We start from the raw sequence: 22,905 nt of genomic DNA on the forward strand, positions 1-22,905 counted from the left end.
CAACGGCAAGCAGGCTTAGCTTAATCAGTTTATTCACAATAAATCTCCATCTCGGCAATTGAAAAGTCAAAATAGTTTTTGAAACGAACACTCTCATAGCCTCGAATCAATGGTTAAAAACTTCTTCCTACAGAAAACTGAAACGCTTCAGTTTCGTCTTGTTCGTTATCATTAAATGGCTTGGCATAGCTAAAGGTTAATGGACCAAAACCGGTAATCCAACTCAGGCCAAGGCCTACCGAGTAACGCAATTCGTTTAGGTCAACGTCGGTACAATTGGCTTGCAGCTGACCACAGTTTGTACTGAACACGTTACCAAAATCAATAAAGAAGGCGCTGCGAACTGAACGCTGATCTTTAATAAACGGTAATGGAAATAATAACTCAGCACTGCCTTCGATCAAGATATTACCACCAAAGGGGTTTGAGTCATTTTCATAGGGATTTAATACTAATTTCGGGTCACCATTGGCGTCGTTAGCAACTACGTAGGATAACTTGTTGTCGTTAACCAGATCACCCGCTTCATTGCGGACTGTCGCTTTACCGGTTTTATAAATTTTTGCTGGCGTACTCCGCGGCCCAAGGGTATTCCCTTTAAAGCCTCGAACCGAGCCAAAACCGCCAGAATAGAAATGGTTAAAAAACGGCAGATCATCACCGCCTATGCCATCACCATAACCCAACTCGGTGCGCAGACGTAATGTCCAGGATTGAGTAATTGGGAAAAATATTTGACCGTTATAAACCAACTTATAATATTCCAGATCACTACCGGGAACAGCTAATTCCAACGATAGACTTTGTGAAGAACCCCGTGTTGCCATCCGGCCACGGTTAAGCGTCGACTGCGTCCAACTGGTAGTAATGGAGAAAGTATCAAAGGTATCGCCATGTTGATCCAGAAAACCTGCCGTTGTTAACGGCGACAGTAGCCCCTCATTTCCAGCTATAACGTTACCATTATCATCTATAAAGCGGATGAGGGCCTCTTCTTCACTCTCCGGCAGATCGATAAAATAATCCCTGTAGTAATCAACATCATCAATCGTCTTCACATCAAATAAACGCGGGCTAGCAATAATTTCCTGTACCGCACCAGAACCCACTTCAATTTCAGTATTGGTATAACCCAAGCTAAAACCTAAACGCTCGGTTTCTTTAATTGGGTAACCAAAGTTCAAATTGGCACCCATGGTATTAGTGGTGTAACGGGAGACATTAATTTTATCGAGGTCGGCCTCACGGTAGAAAACAGAGAAACCGCGACTAACCCCATCTTTGGTATAATAAGGATCAAAAAAACTAAAACGCAGATTGGTCAAATAATCACTTTTGTTTAAGTCAATTCCAACCTTTTTACCGGTGCCTAAAAAGTTATCCTGTTGAATATTGGCACCAAATAAAACACCACTATCCTGAGAAAAACCGATACTGGCACTAATGCTGCCTGAAGATTGCTCCTCAACACTATAGAGCAGATTGATCAAATCATCAGTGCCGGGGACTTGCTGCGTATCAATCATCGCCTGTTTAAAGTATCCAAGACGCTCTAAACGAATCCGAGACTGTTCAATATTGGCGGATGAAGCCGGAGCACCCTCCATCTGGCGCATTTCACGGCGCAAGACTTCATCAGCGGTACGAATATTACCTTCAAAATTGATGCGGTTAACATAAGTACGCTTGCCGGGATCTATAAAAAATTTAATCGCTACCGTTTTATCTGTATCGTTAATATCGGGAATAGCTTCAACTTTGGCAAAGTTATAGCCCTCATTACCCAAACGTTTAGCTAGCCATTCTTCTGTACTGGTGACGGCGGCCTGGGAAAAGGTTTGTCCCTTTTTGACCAACACTAAAGGCGCTAACTGCTCCTCGGATAAAACGATATCGCCCGATAAATTAACTTCACCCACTTCGTATTTTTCACCTTCAATAATATTGATGGTGATATAAACCGCTTCTCGATCAGGCGTCACTGACACCTGAGATGAATCGATATTAAATTTAATATAACCGCGATCGAGGTAGTAGGATCGAAGGGTGTTTAAATCGCCGGATAATTTTTCCTTGGCGTATTTATCATCGCTGGTCAGCCAAGATAACCAACCGGTGGATTTGAGTTCCAACAAATCCATCAAATCTTCATCGCTATAAACTGCGTTACCAACAATATTAATATGCTCAATCGAAGCTGTAGTGCCCTCGTCAATATTGATATTCACCGCCACGCGATTACGGGGCAGCGCAGTAACATCGGTTTCAATACCGGCATCATAACGACCCTGTGAGACATACTGGCGAGTCAGCTCCATCTTCATACCCTCCAAGGTGGAGCGCTTGAACACTTTACCTTCCGCTAGACCTGCACTTTTTAAACCCTTTAACAGCGAGTCGGTATCGATAGCCTTGTTGCCCTCGATATTAATTTCGCTGATAGAAGGACGCTCTTCTACGGTCACCACCAAGATGCGACCATCACGGGCTATATAGATATTGTCAAAATTACCGGTACGGAAAAGGGTACGAATACTGTTGCGGATAGTGCCGGCATCAATAGTATCACCCACATTGATTGGCAGAGAGGCAAAGATACTACCGGCAGAGATCCGCTGCAGACCTTCAACCCGTATATCAGAAACAACAAACGGCTCGCTTGCTCGGGCAGACACTGCGCTTAAGGCAATCACTAACAACAGCAGGAAATAACGTTTCATGTAAGGTTTTATACCAAAATTTTTTATCGGCCCAATTCAGGCTAAATGTTGATTGTCCAAGTGCCCACAGCGAGCGGTCAATCATTAACAATCAGCATACTCAATTTATTTCCCGCAACGGTCCCAGTTATTTGCATAACTCAGGAACTGAGGCTGTTAAGTGTTTTCAAGCGCATCATTATAAACGACATTACCGGCAATGTGTGAGCCTGAAAGATATTTCAAGAAACTCTTTTTAATCGTAGCTACGCCCACAACTACCGTAACAACGTTAACTAGAGCCGCAATATATCGTTATAGATCGCTAACATCATCACACCGGCGATAATAAATACACCCAGCTGATAACCCAGCATCTGAATACGCAGCGGCACTTCCCTACCAGTTATTATTTCAACCAGAAAGTACAAAATATGACCGCCATCTAGCACGGGAATAGGCAATAAATTAAGCACTCCCAAACTGATACTTAGCAGTGCCAAAAAGCCCAGATAGGCCTCCAAACCAGAACTGGCTGAGGCCGAGGCCACCTTAGCAATGGTGATCGGCCCACTCAAGTTTTTCGAGGAGATAAGGCCCATTAGCATCTTTTTAATCGACTCCAGAGTAAATACACTCATTGACCAAGTACGATCTAGAGCCTCGCCTACCGCTTCAATCACACCGTAATTAAAGCTGCGTCTCATTTCCTCTGGCCACTCGGGCCATTGCACACTCACACCAACCTGCCCAAAGGGCTTGTTATCTTTATCATAGCGGGTGTCGGGCGTTAGCAAAGTAGTAAGCTCAGTGCCCTCACGCTCATAAACCACATTGATGGCCTGACTGGGACGGGCGCGGACATAATCCACCCACTCTGACCACTCTGCGATAACGATATTATCGGCAGCAATCACCTTATCACCCGCCATCAGGCCGGCCTTTTCTGCTGGACTATCGATAATAACCTGATCAATCACAGCCAGAACCGGCGGGCGATATAACTCAATCCCCAGACCGCCAATCAGATCAACCGCTTCATCACCTGCCAACCACTGATCTAGCTGGACGGTGGAATCATAGGTTAAATCCGAATCGGGGTATTTGACCGACAAAGTGATGGGACCACTTTCACCGATACGCTGTAGCAAACGCCGATGCAAAGCTTCGATCGTTGGTGTCGCTTCACCGTCTACCGCAACAATTTGCTGGCCGGGTTCAAGACTAGCCTGCTCAGCGATAGAACCGGGTTCGACGTTGCCAATCAGCGGGATAACGCCAGTCACGCCACCGACAAAAACACACCAATAGACCACAATAGCTAGGATAAAATTGGCGATAGGGCCGGCTGCTACCGTCGCCAACCGGTGACCAACCGGCTTGCGATTAAAAGCATAAGGCACGTCTTCCTCGGCAACCTCAGCTTCACGCTCATCCAGCATTTTGACATAACCGCCCAAGGGGATGGCGGCAATGACAAACTCGGTGCCATGCTTATCATGCCAACGAAATAGGGCTCGACCAAAACCGACAGAAAAACGCAACACTTTGATACCACAGCGACGTGCTACCCAAAAATGGCCATATTCATGGATAGATACCAAGATACCTAGGGTAGCCACTGTAATCAGAACGGTTTGTAGTAATTCCATAGCAGAGAGTCGTTATCGGAAGTGTTTTCTATCCAGCGACTTTAAGGTCCCCCTCAATAAATGTAGCTGCAAGCTGTCTCGCCTCAAAATTCTGCCGTTGGACAAGCTCTAAGGTCGAGGGTTCAATCACCGGCATTGCCATCAATACATGCTCGATAATAACAGGGATATCAGTAAAGCGAATCCGCTTATCCAAAAATGCCTGCACCGCTATTTCATTGGCTGCATTGAGAACAGCCATGGCACTGGCGCCGGTTTTGATCGCCTCAGTGGCCAAGCGTAAACAGGGGAATCGCTGGTAATCCGGCGCTTCAAAGTCCAGCCGTGCCGTGGCGATAATATCCAAGCTGGCAACACCGGAGGCAATCCGCTGCGGGAAGGCCAAAGCATGGGCAATCGGGGTGCGCATATCGGGATTACCCAACTGTGCCAGCACCGAACCGTCGTTGTACTCGACCATGGAATGAATCACGCTCTGCGGGTGAACCACAATATCGATATTTTCGGGGCCAGTGTCAAATAGCCAACAGGCTTCGATCAATTCAAGCCCTTTATTCATCATGGTCGCCGAATCGACGGAAATTTTCCTGCCCATATCCCAGTTGGGGTGAGCGCAAGCTTGGTCAGGTGTCATGGCAGCTAATTGATCCAATGGCACTTGGCGAAAAGGACCACCGGAACCGGTCAGTAGAATTTTACGGACACCTTCGGCCGCTAAGCCCAAATTTTCACCGGTTTGATAACGGGCAGGCATACACTGAAAGATGGCATTGTGTTCACTATCAATGGGTAGCAAGGTGGCACCGCTACGCTCAACCGCCTGCATTAGCAAATGACCGGCCATAACCAGCGATTCTTTATTGGCTAGCAGAACTTTCTTACCCGCTTCAACCGCCGCCATAGTAGGTACTAAACCGGCGCTACCAACAATAGCAGCCATGACCGTATCGACCACATCAGCACCAGCTACCGCAACCAGACCCTGCTCACCGGCCATCACCTCAGTGGTGGTAATACCGGCCGCTTTCAGCTGCTGTGATAATTGCTCGGCACACTGTTCATCACGCATCACGGCATAACGCGGCTGATAAGTCTTGATTTGCGCAAGGATTAAATCGACTCGGGTATTGGCAGTCAGCGCATAGAGGCTAAATCGATCAGGGTGGCGCGCCACAACATCCAATGTGCTAACACCAATAGAACCGGTAGAACCGAGTACGGTTATTTGCTGCACTGAAGGGGCGCTATCAATGTTCATCAGGTTCTACCAGCCGGCCAACAGTAAACTCAAGGCAAATACTGGCGCGGCGGCTGTCATACTATCCAGCCGATCCATCATGCCGCCGTGGCCTGGCAATATTTGACCACTGTCTTTAACACCTTGCTGACGTTTAACCATACTCTCTAGCAAATCGCCCAGCACTGAAGCCAATGCCGTGACTATCGCCACTGCTAACACGGCGGGCAGACTATATGCCTGATCGGCAAACAACCACCACAACACCATCATCAAACTGGTGCTGGCGCCAAGTCCACCCCAAAAACCCGCCCAAGATTTAGCTGGGCTGACATTGGGTGCTAGTTTGGCTTTACCCCAGCGCAAACCGCAGAAATAAGCACCGATATCCGCGGCCGCAACCAGCGCAATAAGGATAAAAATCAAAGCAATACCCTGGCTGTGAACACGCAGATAAACCAATGCCAACCAAGCCGGCACCAGCGTCAGGTAGCCCATCAGCAGGCGCATCGGTGTAGCACGCCAAATGATGGCGCTGCCGGGAAAGCTTCTTACCCACAACAAGGCAATCGCCCACCATAGACAAGCCAAACCAAGAATATCGCGGACATTTTCCCAGTTTGTAGCGGCGCCAAAAATCTGGGTATAGCTGGCAGACAGTAGCATTAAGATCGCCACCGAAAGGCTAAAAAATAATTGACTGATAAAACCGGTTAGACCGGCTAGTGCAGCCCACTCCCAGGCGGCGATAACAACAAGCACCGCTATCAAGCCTGCCAGACCCAGAGGCGGCAATAGAAAAATACCGGCCCCGATCAGTGAAATCATAATAACGGCAGTGATGACCCGTTGTTTTAGCACGCTTAATTTACCTCTGTCAGTGGTTGATCTGGGTCTTCTTCACGCCCACCGTAGCGACGATCTCGCTGCTTATAACTGGCCAATGCAGCCTGCATTTCCCGCTCGCCAAAATCCGGCCATAAGGTGTCGGTGAAGAAAAATTCCGAGTAAGCCATTTGCCACAATAAAAAATTACTCATACGTTGCTCACCGGCGGTACGAATACATAGATCCGGCTTTGGCAAATCAGCGAGAGCGATATATTGCTCCAATAAAGTTTCGTCAATTTGCCCTGGCTCAAGGGTGCCAGCTTTAACTTGCTCAGCTAGCTGCTTGGCCGCATTGGCGATATCCCACTGACCGCCATAATCTACAGCAATCACCAGTGTTGTATCGGTATTATCTGACGTTAATTGCTCAGCATAGTCCATCTGCTCAATCAGACTGCCATTAAAGCGTTGGCGGTTGCCAATAAAACGAACGCAGACACCATCTTGATGCAGTTGCTGAATTTCGTTTTTTAAATAAGTGGAAAACAACGCCATTAATGCTTTGACTTCCAAGCTGGGTCGCTGCCAGTTCTCGCTACTAAAAGCAAACAGGGTAACAATCTTTATGCCGTTGTCTTTAACCAGCTGCAGCACGGTACGCACGGTTTCAACACCGGCCTTATGCCCCACAGAGGTGGACTTACCCTGACGCTTTGCCCAGCGGCCATTACCGTCCATAATAATCGCAATGTGTCGGGGCACTTCGTCAAAAATCTGGGGAACAGATAAGTCAGACATAATCGTTAAAAAACACCCTCAAAAGTGTTATACCCTCGGTGGCAGAAATAGACCAAAAACCGTTTATATTTCCATGAGATCGGCTTCTTTAGCGGCCAGAATTTTATCTATTTCAGCAATAAAGCGATCGGTAATTTTTTGCACCTCATCCTGCGCTTTACGCTCTTCATCTTCAGAAATTTCTTTATCTTTTTGCAACTCTTTTAAATCCGCCAGAATATCGCGGCGGATATTGCGCACAGAAACGCGAGATTGTTCTGCCTCTTGTTTGGCCCGCTTGGTAAAACCTTTACGGGTTTCTTCGGTAAGCATCGGCATAGGGATGCGAATAACGGCGCCGGCGGTGGAAGGATTTAAACCCAGATCAGATTTCATAATCGCTTTTTCAACATCGGGCACAATATTTTTTTCCCATGGTACAACTGAGAGTGTGCGAGCGTCTTCCACATTGATCGCCGCCACTTGACTAAGCGGTGTATCAGAGCCGTAGTAAGACACGCGAATACCATCCAAAATACTCGGATGCGCACGACCTGTTCTAATTTTGTTTAAGCTGGCACCCAGAGCAACCAAAGTTTTGGCCATCCGTTCTTCACCATCTTGTTTTAGTTCTTCAATCACAGAACGTCTCCCAACTTACTATTTTTATCGACTTAATTCAGTGTTGTATCAATATTTGCTAGCCAGCAACCAAAGTGCCTTCGTTGCCACCATTAACAATATTTAGCAAAGCCCCGGGCTTTTCCATTTCAAAAACGCGCAATGGCATTTGATGATCGCGGCATAAACAGATAGCCGTTAAATCCATCACCTCAAGCTTCTTATCCAGCACTTCATCATAACTCAATTGATCATATTTGGTGGCAGCAGGATCCTTCATTGGATCAGCGGTGTAAACACCATCGACCTTGGTCGCTTTCAGGACTAGCTCAGCCTCTACTTCGATACCGCGCAGACAAGCCGCCGAATCAGTAGTAAAAAACGGGTTGCCGGTACCGGCTGAGAAAATAACCACTTCACCACTCTCTAAAAAACGCATCGCCTTACGACGATCATAGTGATCGACAACGCCACTCATAGGGATAGATGACATCACGCGGGATGGAATATTGGCACGCTCCAAGGCATCGCGCATCGCCAAGGCGTTCATCACTGTTGCCAACATACCCATATGATCACCGGTGACTCGGTCTAAACCGGCTTTTTGTAAGGAGGCACCGCGGAATAGATTACCACCGCCAATAACCAGACCTATCTGAATACCAATCCCCACCAACTGACCAATTTCCAGCGCCATATGGTCCAGCACTTTGGGATCAATACCAAAACCCTCTTCACCCACTAGGGCCTCACCACTGAGCTTTAGCAAAATACGTTTATATTTTTTATCGGTGCTTGGCATAAAAACTCCTACAGCAAAAAGTTACAGTGCGCGATTGTATAACAGCCAGATAGAAAAAAGGGGGCCTGTGGCCCCCTTTTAACAACTGCGGTCAACCGTTCAATTGAGCGGCAACCTCAGCTGCAAAATCTGTCTCATCCTTTTCAATTCCCTCACCTACCTCGTAGCGAACAAAGGACAGAATTTCAGCGCCGCCATTTTTAGCCAACTGGCCAACAGTCACTTCAGGATCTTTAACAAAAGGCTGATCAACCAAGCTGTTTTCTTTCAGGAACTTCTGGATACGACCAATCATCATTTTCTCAACAATAGCCTCTGGCTTGCCTTCCATATCCGGCTGCGCCTTGATGATATCTTTTTCTTTATTGACCACTTCCTCTGGCATATCTTCAGAACGAATAACCTGAGGATTAACCGCCGCAATATGCATAGCAATGTCTTTAGCTAGCTCAGCATCGCCACCTTGTAGCGAAACCATTACCGCAATACGATTATTGGAGTGCAAGTAGCTACCCACAACACCGTCTGACTCAAGCACAACACTGCGACGAACAGTAATATTTTCGCCAATTTTCTGCACTAGGGCTTCACGAGCAGTGCTTAATTCACCATCCATTAATGCGTCAATATCGGTTTGCTTGCCGGCAAAAGCTTTGTCAGTCACTGTGGCAACAAAGGCCAATAAACCTTCGTCACGAGCAGCAAAATCGGTTTCACTGTTCACTTCGATCATTAAACCGTAGCTACCATCGTCGGCTACCTTAACCGCAACAACGCCTTCAGCGGCGGTACGACCGGCTTTCTTAGCCGCTTTCATACCACTGTTTTTACGCATCTCTTCAATTGCTGCGTCAATATCACCATCGGCCTCAGTCAGTGCTTTTTTGCACTCCATCATGCCAAGACCGGTGCGGTCACGTAATTCTTTAACCATTTTTGCAGAAATAGCTGCCATCGTCTTATCCTCTAACACATGTACTAAACCGCGAAAGACGCGAAGGTAAAGCACATAAAACTAAAAAAAGGTCTCAAAAAAGGGGGCTCAGCCCCCTTTTAATGCTGCTGGTTACTGAACTTATTCAGCAGCTGGTACTTCAGGTTCGGCTTCTGTAGCTGGAGTTTCTTCAACAAACTCATCTTTTGATACAGGCGCGTCAGCACCCTTACCGGCCAAAATGGCATCGGCAACTGCCGTGGCATAAAGCTTGATAGCGCGGATCGCATCATCATTACCCGGAATTACATAATCCACACCATCTGGATCACCATTGGTATCGACGATACCAATAACTGGTATACCCAGATTGTTAGCTTCTTGAATGGCGATACGCTCCTGATCAACATCGATGACGAATAAGGCATCGGGTAAGCCACCCATATCCTTGATACCGCCAATAGAGCGCTCTAATTTTTCCATCGCACGGGTACGCATCAGTGCTTCTTTCTTGGTCAACTTCTCGAAAGTACCGTCTGACTGCTGGGTTTCAAGCTCGCGCAGACGCTTGATGGAACCGCGAATGGTTTTGTAGTTAGTTAACATACCGCCCAACCAGCGGTGGCTAACATAAGGCTGGCCGGCCCGAATAGCCTGCTCTTGGATGATTTTACTGGCAGCACGCTTGGTGCCGACAAATAGAATTTTGTTTTTGCCCACAGACAGCTTTTGAATGAAGGCCAAAGCGTCGTTGAAAGCTGGAACGGTATGCTCCAGATTGATGATATGGATCTTGTTACGAGCACCGAAAATGTACTCGCCCATTTTGGGGTTCCAGTAGCGAGTCTGATGACCAAAATGGACGCCAGCCTGCAACATGTCACGCATGCTTACTTGAGTTGTCATATAGTTACCTTTATATACGGGTTAGGCCTCCATAAACCCCATTCATCAACCCTTGCTCGGCGTTATTTAACCGTTGGGGGCACCCTGACTCATGTGACGGTCTATGTGCGGATTTAGTTAATCGTTTTTTCTCAAAAGCAGCATCAGACTGTTAGCTATTGACTGCGCTGTAGCCTGACCCTAAATTTGAGTGCGCGCTTTATACCACAACACCCTGATGACTTAAAGCTAAAGCGCTGTTTTTGTGTCAATTTATCCCCAAATTATCCCCCAAGTTCTGCCTCAGGTTCTGCTCCAAACAATGAAGATAACTTTGGCTATTGCCAACAAGCTTGGTTTACAATAGCCAACCGATGGCATAACCCACTATTGCCTTTGCATTATTTTCATTAAATATCAACGAGTTAGAAACAAAAATCATGAGTGTCGCGATTAAAACTGCCGATCAAATCGAGAAAATGCGAGTAGCCGGCCGTCTGGCCGCCGAAGTGCTGGAAATGATCGCGCCGTCGGTACAAGCCGGCATCAGTACCGGTGAGCTGGACAGAATCTGTCATGACTATATTGTTAACACTCAGCGGGCTATTCCAGCACCGCTAAATTATCATGGCTTTCCCAAGTCCATCTGCACCTCGGTTAACGAAGTGGTTTGCCACGGCATCCCCTCAGAGAAAAAAATTCTCAAAAATGGCGATATTATCAATATTGATATCACCGTGATCAAAGATGGCTTTCACGGTGATACTAGCCAGATGTTCCATATTGGCGAACCGTTAAAACACAACCAGCGGTTAGTCTCGATTACCCAAGAATGTCTCTACAAGGCAATCGATATTGTGCGCCCCGGCACCACCCTTGGCGATATTGGCCATGTTATTCAACAGCATGCCGAAGCCAACTACTACTCGGTGGTCAGGGAATATTGCGGTCACGGTATTGGCGAGGTATTTCATGAAGAGCCACAGGTACTGCACTACGGCAAAAAAGGCGCTGGGCTAGTACTGGAACAAGGTATGACATTTACCATTGAACCGATGCTTAATGCCGGTAAACGCCATGTTAAACTGAATAAAAAAGATGGCTGGACCGTCACCACCAAAGACAGCCGTCCATCAGCCCAGTGGGAACACACCCTCGCTATTACCGCAGATGGCGTCGATGTATTAACCGCCCGTAAAGATGAGCCTTATTTTAAAGGCTAAACTTAAAAACTAAACCCGACAATATCAGTAAACTTAAGGTAGATACTGCAAATATGAGCGAGCAGCCTTTTTCCATTCCGGCGACAGTTTTTGATCCTGAGCTTTTTACCCAAGCCTTAAAAAGCGCCAAGTCACCCATTCCCTTATTGAAAAAAAATATTGAACGCACCACCGACTTTTTGCATCAGCAATATCAACAGGGCGTTTATATTCGCGAACTGATCTGGGCCCGCGCTAGCTTTATCGATCAACTGCTCAAAGCTTGTTGGCAGCGCTTTGACTGGGGCGACCAACATAATATCTCCCTGATTGCAGTTGGCGGCTATGGCCGGGGTGAATTGCATCCGCACTCTGATATCGATCTGCTTATTCTGTTAAAGGATGAGCCTGCTGTGACAGAACTACAGCAACATATTAGCGACTTTATTACCCTGCTTTGGGATATTAATCTGGATATTGGCCACAGCGTTCGCATTATCGATGAATGCCTACAGGAAGCAGAAAAAGATATCACCGTGGTTACCAACTTAATGGAATCTCGCATTCTATGTGGCGAAGCGCAGCTGCATAACACCATCATGACAGGTATCAGCACCGATAAGCTGTGGAACAGTCAGCAATTTTTTCGCGCCAAATGGGACGAACAAATTGCCCGCCACCAAAAACACGGCAACAGTGAATATGTGCTGGAAGCGAATGTAAAAAACTCCCCCGGCGGACTGCGCGATATCCAGATGATCAGCTGGATAGCCAAACGACATTTTTCCATCAACAAAATAGAAGAGTTAACCGAAAAGGGTTTTTTAAGCACTGAAGAGCTGGACATACTCAACCGCGGTATGGATTTTATGTGGCGCATGCGTTACGCCCTGCATATGATTACCGGACGCGAAGAAGATCGCCTGCTGTTTGACCACCAGCGCACGCTGGCAAAAATGTTTGGCTATGATGATGACGATGCAAAAATGGCAGTTGAGCGATTTATGCAATATTACTATCGTTGGGCATTATCACTGGGCGAGTTGAATGATGTGCTGATGCAGCATTTTGATGAAACCATTTTGCGCGCCGCTGAAGCAGAAAATATCTACAAGATTAATTCACGCTTTCAGGTTCGCAACGGCCATATTGAAGTGACCGATGATAACGTATTTGAAAACAACCCATCGGCCCTGCTGGAAATTTTTGAACTGATGGCGCAAAACCCAGATATTGATGGTGCCCGTGCCTCCACCATTCGTCTGATCCGGTTAAGCCGCCACCTGATTGATGACAACTTTCGTAGCGACCCGCGCAATACCCGCGCCTTTATCGAAATACTGCGCTCTCCCCACAAAGTCGCCTTGCAACTGCGGCGGATGTTGCGCTTTGGCGTGCTGGGCAAATACCTGCCGGAATTTGGCAAAATTATCGGCCAGATGCAGCATGACCTGTTCCATATTTATTCAGTCGATGCACACATTATGGAAGTGGTAAAAAATATGCGCCGCTTTCACTATGAAGAATCCCAGAAAAAATATCCGGTAGCAGCACGGGTGGTTAAACGCCTGCCTAAAGTAGAATTACTCTATATTGCCGGCTTATATCACGATATTGCCAAAGGCCGTGGTGGCGATCACTCGACACTGGGCATTATTGATGCACGGCATTTTTGCGAGCGCCATCAATTGGGTAAACATGATGCCAATTTAGTTTGCTGGCTGGTGGAACATCACTTACTGATGTCATCGGTAGCGCAGCGAAAAGATATTTCCGACCCCGATGTAATCGTCGAATTTGCTCAAGTGGTGGCTGACCAAACTCGCCTAGACTATATCTATGCGTTAACCGTGGCAGATATTAATGCTACCAACCCTAACCTTTGGAATAGCTGGCGCGCGTCTTTACTGCGTCAACTTTATGCAGAAACCAAGCGAGTACTGCGTCGCGGTTTAGAAAAACCTATTGATAAAGCCGACTGGATTCGGGATACCCAAAACGCAGCCATTGAACAACTGGAAAATCTGGGATTTACCGAAGATGAAATCCATGAAGTTTGGGGCAAAACCGGCGAAGATTATTTTTTGCGCGAGAAAGTCAACGATATCGTCTGGCATACCGAAGCCATCAGCCAGCACAATGATACCGACACCCCCTGTGTATTACTGAAAGAAAGCAGCGATCTGGACTTTGAAGGGGCGACACAAATTTTTATTCACGCCCGTCATCAGGATACCTTATTTGCATTATTGGCCTCCGGTCTTGAGCAACTGGATCTGAATATCCAGGATGCCCGTATCTATAATTCTGGTACCGGTTTTACTCTGGATACTTTTTATGTGCTGGATAATAATGGTCAGCCAATTGGTGACGATTCAAACAGAATCGAACAAATTAAAACCTTCCTGATCGAGCATATCAAACAAACAACTGACTATATTGACTTTATGCAGCGTCGCACGCCCAGGAAAATGCGTTTGTTTTCTGTGCCGACTCGCACGACTTTGGTAACCGATAGTTCAGGCACTCATAGCATACTGGAAGTGATCACACCGGATCGCCCGGGATTATTAGCCCATATCGGAAAAATATTTTTCGATTACAACATACAATTACAGAACGCCAAGATTGCCACCTTGGGTGAACGGGTTGAAGATGTGTTTTTTATTACCGACCAACATCAACAACCGATTGAAGACCCAACATTATGCGCCGCCATTCAAGCAGCGATATGCAAAGAACTGGATGAAAAAGCGGCCGCTTAATTGTTCGGTGCTTAATTGTTCGGTGCTTAATTGTTCGGCGCTTAATAAATTAGAGAACAGACCTGACTATGAATCCGGATTTACATCGATTACAGCCTTATCCGTTTGAAAAACTCAATGCCCTAAAGGCAACTGTAACGCCACCAGAGCACTTATCGCCTATCGCCTTATCTATCGGCGAACCCAAACACCAGTCGCCGGATTTTGTAACACAAAGTTTGCAAGACAATATGGATAAACTGGCCAAATATCCCTCAACCAAAGGCCTGCCTGAATTGAGCGCAACGATTGGTCAATGGTTAACCCGCCGCTTTAAGCTGGCACCCAATAGCATTGATCCGCAACGTCATATTATTCCGGTCAACGGCACCCGCGAAGCCATTTTTTCTTTTGCCCAAGCCGCTATTGATAAAACCCGCGACGATAATCCACTCATCATTACCCCCAATCCTTTTTACCAAATCTATGAAGGCGCGGCATTTTTAGCTGGGGCCGAACCTTATTTTTTACCCTGCTTGCAGCAACATCATTTTATTCCCGACTTTGATGCGGTAGACGATGCTATCTGGCAACGCTGCCAGTTATTATTTATCTGCTCACCAGGCAACCCTACCGGCGCAGTATTTGACAGTGACACCCTGCACAAACTGATCGCCCTTGCCGATAAGCATAATTTTATTATTGCCAGCGATGAGTGCTACTCCGAACTGTATTTTGATGAACAACGACCTCCAGTCGGTTTATTGCAGGCTTGCAGTGAACTAGGTCGAAACGATTATAAACGCTGCGTCGTTTTTCACAGCTTATCAAAACGCTCAAACCTGCCCGGACTGCGCTCCGGCTTTATCGCCGGCGACGCCGATATCCTCAAACCGTTTTTGCTCTACCGCACCTATCACGGTTGCGCCATGCCAATTCAGCACCAATTGGCGAGTATTGCCGCATGGTCCGACGAGCAACATGTTAAACATAACCGCGATCAGTATCGCAGCAAATTTGATGCGGTATTAACGATTCTGGGTGATGATTTAGAGGTATCGAAACCGGATGCCGGCTTTTATTTATGGGCAAAAACGCCCATCAGTGATACCGACTTTGCCCAACAGCTATTTGCCCAACAACATATTACGGTACTGCCCGGTCGCTATATCGGCAGAACGGTTGATGGTTTTAACCCAGGCGAAAACCATATCAGAATGGCCTTGGTGGCACCGTTGGACGAGTGCATCACGGCGGCAAAACGTATCAAGACATTTCTAAAACATCTTACTCCGAACGAGTCGGCAATAGCTGACGCTAGTGGATAAACACCATGTTAAAAAAACAGCGGGTTGACTATATCCAGCAAAAGCTGCAATCACTGTATCCCACCCAGCCTATCCCGCTGGATCATAAAGACCCCTACACTTTACTGGTCGCGGTACTGTTATCAGCCCAATGTACCGATGAACGAGTTAATCAGGTTACCCCCGCCCTGTTTAAATTGGCAGACAACCCCTTTGATATGGCGAAGAAAAAAGTCGAGGACATTAGAGCCATTATTCGACCCTGTGGCCTTTCGCCGCAAAAATCCAAAGCCATCAAAACACTGTCCCAAATGCTGGTGGAACGCTATAACGGTGAAGTACCGCAGGATATGGATGCACTGGAAGAACTACCCGGCGTCGGCCATAAGACTGCTAGCGTGGTGATGTCACAGGCCTTTGGTGTGCCCGCCTTTCCAGTGGATACCCATATCCATCGCCTGGCACAACGCTGGGGGCTAACCAGCGGCAAAAATGTCAGCCAGACCGAAAAAGACTTAAAGCGCCTGTTTCCAATCGAGAAGTGGAACGCCCTGCATTTGCAAATTATTTACTATGGCAGAGAATACTGCAGTGCCCGAGGTTGCGATGGCACGGTCTGTGATATTTGCACCCAGTGCTACCCCAACCGAACAAAACCCAAAAAAACCAAAAAAGCTTGATACTGCTGTTGGCAGTATTGTGCACTAACACCCTCCACTCCAAGCCAATAATCTGCTATCCTGCCGTGCTTTGATATTCCAATCGATAATCCAATAAGGCCGAGCAACCCCGTGACCACACTCTACGGCATTAAAAACTGCGATACCGTAAAAAAAGCGCGCAAATGGCTGGATGCCAACACTATCGACTATCAATTTCACGACTTCCGTGAAGCCCCTATCAAGCAACAGCAAATTAAAGCCTGGATAGCTCAACTGGGTTGGGATACCGTGGTCAATAAACGCAGCACCAGCTGGAAACAACTCAGCGAACAGCAGCGCAATATCATGGACGAAAAAACAGCCATAGCCGCTATTTTGGCCAATCCCACGTTGGTTAAACGCCCGCTACTGGATAGAAACGGTGAATTTACCGTCGGCTTTAATGCCAAGCTTTATCAGGATTTATTTTAAATTTTCAAATCATTTTTTTATTTGCAGGTAACTCATGAGTGAACAAATTTTTAGTATTGGATTAGGTCTAGGCACCCAAAACAGCAAAGGTGAATGGCTGGAAGTATTTTACCCCCAACCTGTGCTTAAGCCCGATGCGGCCTTAACCGAAACACTCTGCACCAGCCTGAATTATAACGGCGGCAATCAAATTATTGCGGTGGATAAAGATCAACTAGATACGCTGGAGTCAGCCTTAACTGCCGCTGACCAACAAGAACAGGCGGCTATCGTTAACCGCTTTAAAGCTAGCACCAAACCTCTAGTCGCAACCATTCTTGCTACGGATGATAATCCGACCTCGGTACCCGAAGGCTATTTAAAGCTGCAACTGCTTTCACACCGTTTGGTCAAGCCTCACGAAATTAACCTTAACGGCTTATTTGGCGTACTACCCAATGTCGCCTGGACCAATAAAGGTGCAATTGATCTGGAAGAATTATCACAGGCGCAACTTGAAGCTCGCCTTAATGGCGAACTACTCAATGTAGACTGCGTCGATAAATTCCCCAAGATGACTAACTATGTGGTTCCAGCCGGTGTACGCATTGCCCATACCGCCAGAGTGAGATTGGGGGCTTATATTGGTGAAGGCACCACGATTATGCATGAGGGCTTTGTGAATTTTAATGCCGGCACTGATGGACCGGGGATGATTGAAGGCCGTATTTCTGCCGGCGTATTTGTCGGCTCAGGTTCGGATTTAGGCGGTGGCAGCTCAACCATGGGTACGCTGTCTGGCGGGGGTAATATTATTATTTCTGTCGGCAAAGAATGTTTATTAGGTGCCAACGCCGGTACTGGCATTCCGCTAGGTGATCGCTGTACTGTGGAGTCAGGTCTTTATATAACTGCCGGCACCAAGGTCACTGTCTTGGATGATCAAAATAAGGCCGTTGATCGTGTTAAAGCGCGTGATTTGGCAGGTAAGTCGAATTTATTATTCCGTAGAAACTCGACTAACGGTGCGGTGGAATGCCTAACCAATCAATCAGCGGTTGAGTTAAATGAAGAGTTACACGCGAATAACTAATCGTTAACTCAATAGTTAAATATCACAAGTCATAACGCTAGTGATGGCTTGTGAAAACACTACCAGCCCATAACATCTTTAACAAAGGGCACCGTCAGCCGTCGCTGCTGCTTTAAAGAGGCATGATCCAACTTAGCCAACACAACTAACAGCGCTTCCATATCGCGTTGACCCCGATGATAAATAAACTGCATCACCTCATCATTTAATTCAAGCCCGCGACGTTCAGCCCGCAATTGAATAGCCGCAATACGCTGTTGGTCGCTAAGGTTTTTTAACTGAAACACCGCTCCCCAACTTAACCGCGATTGCAAATCTGCCAAAGCGATATTTAATGCCCGCACGGCACTATTGGCACTGACAATCAAACTAACCTGATGATCCTGTAAACGATTAAACAAATGGAATAACGACTGTTCCCAAGTCTTATCACCCATCACCTGATCAATATCATCCAGACAAACCAGCGATAACTGCTCAAGCCCTTCAAATAAAGTCTGCGGTGGATAATCACGCAACTCACCTAAAGGCAAATACACCGAAGATAACGCCGCTTCGCTGGCCTGATGACAAGCCGCCTGCAATAAATGACTGCGACCGGCACCACGGTTGCCATATAAAAAAACATAACGCTCACCCCCGGTTAATTGCGCGCGTAAAGTTTCCAGTAGCAAGGCATTATCACCAGTATAAAAATTATCAAAGGTAGTATCATCGCGCAGCTGAACTGCTAGCGGTAATTGTTCAAACGAAAAACTCATAAATCGTATAATCTATTTTTTATCAAGCCGAATCATCAGCCGTATAAAGCTCGCTGTCTTTATAGTTGGCGTGGGCATAACGCAACAACACCATAATCACTGCAGCCACCGGAAGCGCTAGTAGCACACCGCTAAAACCGGCTAACTGGCCACCCGCCATAATCGCAAAAATCACTGCAACAGGATGCAAGCCGATTCTATCGCCCACTAACAGCGGCGTCAGTACCATTCCTTCTAATAGCTGGCCAACGGCAAAGACACCCCCCACTGCTAACAACATAGAGAGTTCATGAAACTGAAACCAGGCTGCAATGCCGGCGGCGGCAATCCCAACGATAAACCCCATATAAGGCACAATACTGGCTAGACCGGCGATTAAACCTAAAATCAATGCCAAATCCAAACCGATAAATTTCAGCCCAACACTGTAAATAATGCCCAGCGCTAACATCACCAAAAGCTGACCGCGAATAAAGGCGCCCAAAATCTCATCACACTGCGAAGCCAAATGAACAACCGTTGGTTCGATTGAACGAGGTAGTAAATCACGCAGCCGGCCCATCAAAATATCCCAATCACGCAATAGATAAAAAGTCACCACCGGTATTAACACCAAATTGGCCAAGCCAGCCAGCATCGCCATACTTGAGCCAGCAATCTTGCCCCATAAGTCACCGACCAAACCGCCAGCTGAAGTCCAGTTTTCAGTGAGTACGGTTTTAAATGGTGTCATAGGTAAACTATCTGCGGGTAAATCCAGTGTTTGCTGCATCCATGGGATAATAATATTCTGCAAGGCATGTAACCACTGCGGTATTTTTGTCGCCAGCAAATCCAATTGCCGCCCCAACAGTGGAATCGTTAGAAACACCAATATCACTAACAGCGAACTTAAGCCGATAAAAACCAGCGTCACCGACAAGGTGCGTCCCAGCCCATATGCTTCTAATCGATCGGCCAGTGGGTCACCTAAATAGGCCAATAAGATACCGACCATAAACGGCATCAGAATAGGTTCTAACAACCAAAAAAACAGTGTTAGAAAGGCCAGCACTGACAGCAACCCTAGCTGTTGTCTATTTGTCATGATGCTATTCCCAGCGTGGTTCAAGAAGAAGGCCAAGTGTAATCTAGCGCAATGGGATAACGACCTTGATAACGATCGCTATCCTGCAGCTGTGGCTTTATGCGTTTATCCAACGCGAAAGATTGTTCTAACTGGCTTAACAAACCATCGGCCACCAGCCGAACAATAATGTCATCGCCCTCTATACTCAGCACATTGGCATGGCGAATCGCGGCAACCGATTCCAGATAGCTAATTGCACGGGCGTATTTAATAAAATTATCGACACCGCGGAGTCGCATCAGCACCCCATTATCGGCAATCGTTACCGGCGCAATAGCGTATTGCTCAGCGAGCAACTCTGCAACTTGATCGATGGCGGTGGCAATATAATCACTGGCATTCACCGCTTCGGCATCAAAACTCAACTGCTGACCGGCAAAGGAATAACGCCAACGGCCCAGCCATTCGCCGTTGGTTAAACGGGTAACCCGACCCAGTAATACCGTGTCGGCCCGATAGCGCTCTGCTGCTTGATCGGCGCGGAAGTTATTTAACTGCCACAGTTGTTGGGTGGAAACGGCCACCATATCCTCTAAATCTAGCGCCGGAAGTTTGATCGCCAGACCCCGACGCTGGGCATGAATATTAATAGCCTGCAGAATATCGGCATCGGTATCAGCGCGGGCAAAGCGCTGGGTATTACCCTCAGCCACCACCATCCACAACAATACCGTGGGACGATTGCCAGACCACAGCGGCAAATTGGCCTTGCGTAAAGCTGCATCAACCAGCTTTGGCTCAAACTCAATCACCGCGTAAAGCTGTTCATCGTCGCTAGCAGTGCTGGATGCTGAATTTTCTTTGTCCCAGACCAGTGCTGGCCGCTGTTCATATCGAAACTGTTTAGTGTATTGACTGGCCTTGTTAATCGCCGATTGAATCGCTGGCTGCTGGATAAGTGTGGCATTGCCGGAAACACGGACTAAGACGGTACTTAGCCCGGCGCGGCTGGCTCGCATCAGTTCCTGCCTGGACTGGGAGTCGACAGCCACGGCAACATCATACAAACCGTCCACCTGCTCGGCACTGGCAGAAAGCGACAACAGCAGGCCATAAATCAGGCCTAAATAGCGGCTAGTATTTAATTGAAACACCAAGATAGCTCTTCCCAAACCAATAATTTGTTCTGTACTTTTTATGGTACAAAGATGCCACAGACAATAAGTTATGCAGCGCATTGTAGCAATCTGATACGGCCAGTACAGCTTTGATCGCGATTCGCGGGAACAAGTCTAATTTATAGTCGTACTCGAGCGGCATTCAAGCTAAAATAGCGCGCCTATAAATAAGCCCCTGCCTTGGCGGCGGCCTCTAACCAAGACCATTCAAGAGCCCAGCAAGCTATGAGCGAACAAAATTCCAAGCAATCCTTGAGCTATAAAGATGCCGGTGTAGATATTGATGCCGGCAATGCCCTGATTGATCGCATCAAACATGTTGCCAAGCGTACTCGACGCCCTGAGGTCATGGCGGGGCTAGGCGGCTTTGGCGCGCTGTGTGAACTTCCTGAAGGCTACAAACAGCCGGTACTGGTCTCAGGTACCGATGGCGTGGGTACAAAATTACGTTTGGCAATGGATTTGGGTATTCACGACACCATCGGAATCGATCTTGTGGCTATGTGTGTCAATGATTTGATTGTTGCAGGGGCCGAGCCTCTGTTTTTCCTCGATTATTATGCTACCGGCAAGCTGAATGTTGATACTGCTGCCGCTGTGGTTGAGGGTATCGGCAAAGGTTGTGAATTATCCGGCTGTTCATTAGTCGGCGGCGAAACCGCTGAAATGCCGGGCATGTACGAAGGCGAAGACTATGATCTGGCCGGTTTCTGTGTCGGTGTTGCCGAAAAAAGCGAGATTATTGATGGCTCTAAAGTCAGCACCGGTGATACCTTAATTGGCCTGGCCTCATCTGGCCCCCACTCCAACGGCTATTCCCTGATTCGGAAAATTATTGAAGTCAGCGATGCTGATCTAACTGCAAGCACTGGCGATAAAACGCTGGCTCAGGCCTTAATGGCCCCCACCCGAATTTATGTCAAAGCGATTCTGGCGCTGATGAAACAACTTCCAGTTAATGCACTGTCGCATATTACCGGCGGTGGTTTGTTGGAAAATATTCCCAGAGTCTTACCCGACAACACCAAAGCGGTTATTGATCTGCAAAGCTGGCAGCAGCCTGAAGTGTTTAATTGGCTACAACAGCAAGGCAATGTCGAAGCGGTTGAAATGTATCGCACCTTTAACTGCGGTGTGGGTATGGTGCTAGCGGTTGCCAATAGTGATGCCGACCAAGCCTTAACCGTTCTGAAACAGCAAGGCGAAAACCCTTGGGTCATTGGCCATATCGCCAGCGCCGCTGAGGGTGAAGAACAGGTCGAGTTGCAGGGACTGTAACTGCATGACGCCATCTGCTTCCAGTTCAACACCTTGCAAGCTGGTTATTCTGATTTCCGGCGGCGGCTCAAACCTGCAATCGTTTATTGACGCTGTTAGCAATGGTAGTTTGCCGGCTGAGATTGTTGCCGTATTTAGCAATCGCCCCAGCGCTTTTGGTCTGCAGCGAGCCGCCAATGCCGGTATTGCCAGCGAACTGATCGACCATACCGATTTTGCCAACCGCGAAGCCTTTGATGCCGAACTCATGCAGCGCATTGACACCTACTCACCTGATTTAGTGATACTCGCTGGCTTTATGCGCATTCTGACACCGGGCTTTGTGCAAAATTTTCACGGTAGATTATTGAACATTCACCCTTCACTACTGCCCAAGTATCCGGGTCTGCATACGCATCAACGAGCTATTGACGCCGGCGACCAATATGCTGGCGCTACCGTGCATTTTGTCACCGAAGAACTCGATGGCGGTCCGGCGATTATTCAGGCAGCGGTACCAATAGCCGCTGACGATACTGCCGAGACACTAGCACAACGCGTACTCACCAAAGAACATATTATCTACCCTTTGGCTGCTCAATGGTTTGCTGAAGGTAAACTAACACTGGAAGCTAACTATGCGTTATTGGAAAACACCCAGCTCCCTGCTGGCGGCTATCAGTATAACGATTAGTTGTACTCTATCGGCTCTATGGCTACTGGCGGGCACCGTCATGGCAGAGAC

General features: G+C 47.3%; 20 protein-coding genes. 8 read left to right on the top strand and 12 right to left on the bottom strand.

Translation table 11 applies throughout. The annotated features are described in order from the left end of the window. Positions 1-113: 113 nt before the first annotated feature. The 9 genes from bamA to rpsB form a co-directional block, all read right to left on the bottom strand. The gene (bamA, locus tag AACP44_RS03915) at positions 114-2,720 is read right to left on the bottom strand and encodes an outer membrane protein assembly factor BamA (RefSeq protein ID WP_339339171.1); all 2,607 of its coding nucleotides are present in this window, start codon (positions 2,718-2,720) and stop codon (positions 114-116) included. 275 nt (positions 2,721-2,995) lie between these two features. Continuing rightward, positions 2,996-4,351 carry an RIP metalloprotease RseP gene (gene rseP, locus AACP44_RS03920; protein ID WP_339339172.1) on the bottom strand — a complete coding sequence of 452 codons (1,356 nt, stop codon included), beginning with the start codon at positions 4,349-4,351 and terminating at the stop codon, positions 2,996-2,998. A 28-nt stretch (positions 4,352-4,379) separates the two neighbouring features. Then, a complete protein-coding gene (gene ispC, locus AACP44_RS03925) occupies positions 4,380-5,609 on the bottom strand; it encodes a 1-deoxy-D-xylulose-5-phosphate reductoisomerase (protein WP_339339173.1) in 1,230 nt (409 codons plus the stop codon). 6 nt (positions 5,610-5,615) lie between these two features. Further along, positions 5,616-6,449 (bottom strand): phosphatidate cytidylyltransferase, encoded by an 834-nt coding sequence (locus tag AACP44_RS03930; RefSeq protein ID WP_339339174.1) that lies wholly within the window; start codon positions 6,447-6,449, stop codon positions 5,616-5,618. Between the two features lie 2 nt (positions 6,450-6,451). Further along, positions 6,452-7,216 carry a polyprenyl diphosphate synthase gene (gene uppS / locus AACP44_RS03935; RefSeq protein ID WP_339339175.1) on the bottom strand — a complete coding sequence of 255 codons (765 nt, stop codon included), beginning with the start codon at positions 7,214-7,216 and terminating at the stop codon, positions 6,452-6,454. 63 nt (positions 7,217-7,279) lie between these two features. Beyond that, entirely contained in the window at positions 7,280-7,837 is a 558-nt protein-coding gene (gene frr / locus AACP44_RS03940; protein ID WP_339339176.1) for a ribosome recycling factor, read from the bottom strand. A gap of 58 nt (positions 7,838-7,895) precedes the next feature. Continuing rightward, complete coding sequence (gene pyrH, locus AACP44_RS03945) at positions 7,896-8,618, bottom strand: UMP kinase (protein ID WP_339339177.1); 723 nt, start codon at positions 8,616-8,618, stop codon at positions 7,896-7,898. Between the two features lie 91 nt (positions 8,619-8,709). Beyond that, on the bottom strand, positions 8,710-9,573 hold the full coding sequence (gene tsf / locus AACP44_RS03950) for a translation elongation factor Ts (protein WP_339339178.1): 864 nt from the start codon (positions 9,571-9,573) through the stop codon (positions 8,710-8,712). A 120-nt stretch (positions 9,574-9,693) separates the two neighbouring features. Next, positions 9,694-10,458 (bottom strand): 30S ribosomal protein S2, encoded by a 765-nt coding sequence (gene rpsB, locus AACP44_RS03955; protein ID WP_339339179.1) that lies wholly within the window; start codon positions 10,456-10,458, stop codon positions 9,694-9,696. A gap of 419 nt (positions 10,459-10,877) precedes the next feature. On the opposite strand from rpsB, the gene map reads away from it, so the two are divergent. The 6 genes from map (at position 10,878) to dapD (ending at position 17,895) form a co-directional block, all read left to right on the top strand. Then, a complete protein-coding gene (gene map, locus AACP44_RS03960) occupies positions 10,878-11,660 on the top strand; it encodes a type I methionyl aminopeptidase (RefSeq protein WP_339339180.1) in 783 nt (260 codons plus the stop codon). Positions 11,661-11,713: 53 nt separating this feature from the next. After that, positions 11,714-14,404: a [protein-PII] uridylyltransferase gene (locus AACP44_RS03965; protein ID WP_339339181.1), complete on the top strand. Its 2,691-nt coding sequence runs from the start codon at positions 11,714-11,716 to the stop codon at positions 14,402-14,404. 68 nt (positions 14,405-14,472) lie between these two features. Further along, positions 14,473-15,711: a succinyldiaminopimelate transaminase gene (gene dapC / locus AACP44_RS03970; protein ID WP_339339182.1), complete on the top strand. Its 1,239-nt coding sequence runs from the start codon at positions 14,473-14,475 to the stop codon at positions 15,709-15,711. A 5-nt stretch (positions 15,712-15,716) separates the two neighbouring features. Continuing rightward, positions 15,717-16,370, top strand: a complete 654-nt coding sequence (gene nth, locus AACP44_RS03975; RefSeq protein WP_339339183.1) for an endonuclease III — start codon at positions 15,717-15,719, stop codon at positions 16,368-16,370. Between the two features lie 111 nt (positions 16,371-16,481). Continuing rightward, complete coding sequence (locus tag AACP44_RS03980) at positions 16,482-16,823, top strand: ArsC family reductase (protein WP_339339184.1); 342 nt, start codon at positions 16,482-16,484, stop codon at positions 16,821-16,823. A 34-nt stretch (positions 16,824-16,857) separates the two neighbouring features. Next, positions 16,858-17,895, top strand: a complete 1,038-nt coding sequence (dapD, locus tag AACP44_RS03985) for a 2,3,4,5-tetrahydropyridine-2,6-dicarboxylate N-succinyltransferase (protein WP_339339185.1) — start codon at positions 16,858-16,860, stop codon at positions 17,893-17,895. Positions 17,896-17,954: 59 nt separating this feature from the next. Here dapD and hda read toward each other — a convergent pair whose 3' ends face one another. From hda to AACP44_RS04000, 3 genes are read right to left on the bottom strand one after another with little or no spacing between them, the layout of a single operon-like run. After that, the gene (gene hda / locus AACP44_RS03990; RefSeq protein ID WP_339339186.1) at positions 17,955-18,656 is read right to left on the bottom strand and encodes a DnaA regulatory inactivator Hda; all 702 of its coding nucleotides are present in this window, start codon (positions 18,654-18,656) and stop codon (positions 17,955-17,957) included. 22 nt (positions 18,657-18,678) lie between these two features. Continuing rightward, a complete protein-coding gene (locus AACP44_RS03995; RefSeq protein ID WP_339339187.1) occupies positions 18,679-19,743 on the bottom strand; it encodes an AI-2E family transporter in 1,065 nt (354 codons plus the stop codon). Between the two features lie 20 nt (positions 19,744-19,763). Next, positions 19,764-20,963, bottom strand: a complete 1,200-nt coding sequence (locus AACP44_RS04000; protein ID WP_339339188.1) for a DUF2066 domain-containing protein — start codon at positions 20,961-20,963, stop codon at positions 19,764-19,766. Between the two features lie 165 nt (positions 20,964-21,128). On the opposite strand from AACP44_RS04000, the gene purM reads away from it, so the two are divergent. Beyond that, entirely contained in the window at positions 21,129-22,181 is a 1,053-nt protein-coding gene (gene purM / locus AACP44_RS04005) for a phosphoribosylformylglycinamidine cyclo-ligase (RefSeq protein ID WP_339339189.1), read from the top strand. 4 nt (positions 22,182-22,185) lie between these two features. Next, on the top strand, positions 22,186-22,854 hold the full coding sequence (gene purN / locus AACP44_RS04010) for a phosphoribosylglycinamide formyltransferase (protein ID WP_339339190.1): 669 nt from the start codon (positions 22,186-22,188) through the stop codon (positions 22,852-22,854). Positions 22,855-22,905: the final 51 nt, after the last annotated feature.

The sequence above is a fragment of the uncultured Oceanicoccus sp. genome (genome assembly GCF_963968385.1).
Taxonomy (GTDB): Bacteria; Pseudomonadota; Gammaproteobacteria; order Pseudomonadales; family Dasaniaceae; genus Oceanicoccus.

Excerpts from the sequence above, each read along its gene's own strand:
- bamA (WP_339339171.1), bottom strand. The coding sequence starts at position 2,720 with ATGAAACGTTATTTCCTGCTGTTGTTAGTGATTGCCTTAAGCGCAGTG.
- rseP (WP_339339172.1), bottom strand. The coding sequence starts at position 4,351 with ATGGAATTACTACAAACCGTTCTGATTACAGTGGCTACCCTAGGTATC.
- ispC (WP_339339173.1), bottom strand. The coding sequence starts at position 5,609 with ATGAACATTGATAGCGCCCCTTCAGTGCAGCAAATAACCGTACTCGGT.
- uppS (WP_339339175.1), bottom strand. The coding sequence starts at position 7,216 with ATGTCTGACTTATCTGTTCCCCAGATTTTTGACGAAGTGCCCCGACAC.
- pyrH (WP_339339177.1), bottom strand. The coding sequence starts at position 8,618 with ATGCCAAGCACCGATAAAAAATATAAACGTATTTTGCTAAAGCTCAGT.
- tsf (WP_339339178.1), bottom strand. The coding sequence starts at position 9,573 with ATGGCAGCTATTTCTGCAAAAATGGTTAAAGAATTACGTGACCGCACC.
- rpsB (WP_339339179.1), bottom strand. The coding sequence starts at position 10,458 with ATGACAACTCAAGTAAGCATGCGTGACATGTTGCAGGCTGGCGTCCAT.
- map (WP_339339180.1), top strand. The coding sequence starts at position 10,878 with ATGAGTGTCGCGATTAAAACTGCCGATCAAATCGAGAAAATGCGAGTA.
- AACP44_RS03965 (WP_339339181.1), top strand. The coding sequence starts at position 11,714 with ATGAGCGAGCAGCCTTTTTCCATTCCGGCGACAGTTTTTGATCCTGAG.
- dapC (WP_339339182.1), top strand. The coding sequence starts at position 14,473 with ATGAATCCGGATTTACATCGATTACAGCCTTATCCGTTTGAAAAACTC.
- nth (WP_339339183.1), top strand. The coding sequence starts at position 15,717 with ATGTTAAAAAAACAGCGGGTTGACTATATCCAGCAAAAGCTGCAATCA.
- dapD (WP_339339185.1), top strand. The coding sequence starts at position 16,858 with ATGAGTGAACAAATTTTTAGTATTGGATTAGGTCTAGGCACCCAAAAC.
- hda (WP_339339186.1), bottom strand. The coding sequence starts at position 18,656 with ATGAGTTTTTCGTTTGAACAATTACCGCTAGCAGTTCAGCTGCGCGAT.
- AACP44_RS03995 (WP_339339187.1), bottom strand. The coding sequence starts at position 19,743 with ATGACAAATAGACAACAGCTAGGGTTGCTGTCAGTGCTGGCCTTTCTA.
- AACP44_RS04000 (WP_339339188.1), bottom strand. The coding sequence starts at position 20,963 with ATGCGCTGCATAACTTATTGTCTGTGGCATCTTTGTACCATAAAAAGT.
- purM (WP_339339189.1), top strand. The coding sequence starts at position 21,129 with ATGAGCGAACAAAATTCCAAGCAATCCTTGAGCTATAAAGATGCCGGT.
- purN (WP_339339190.1), top strand. The coding sequence starts at position 22,186 with ATGACGCCATCTGCTTCCAGTTCAACACCTTGCAAGCTGGTTATTCTG.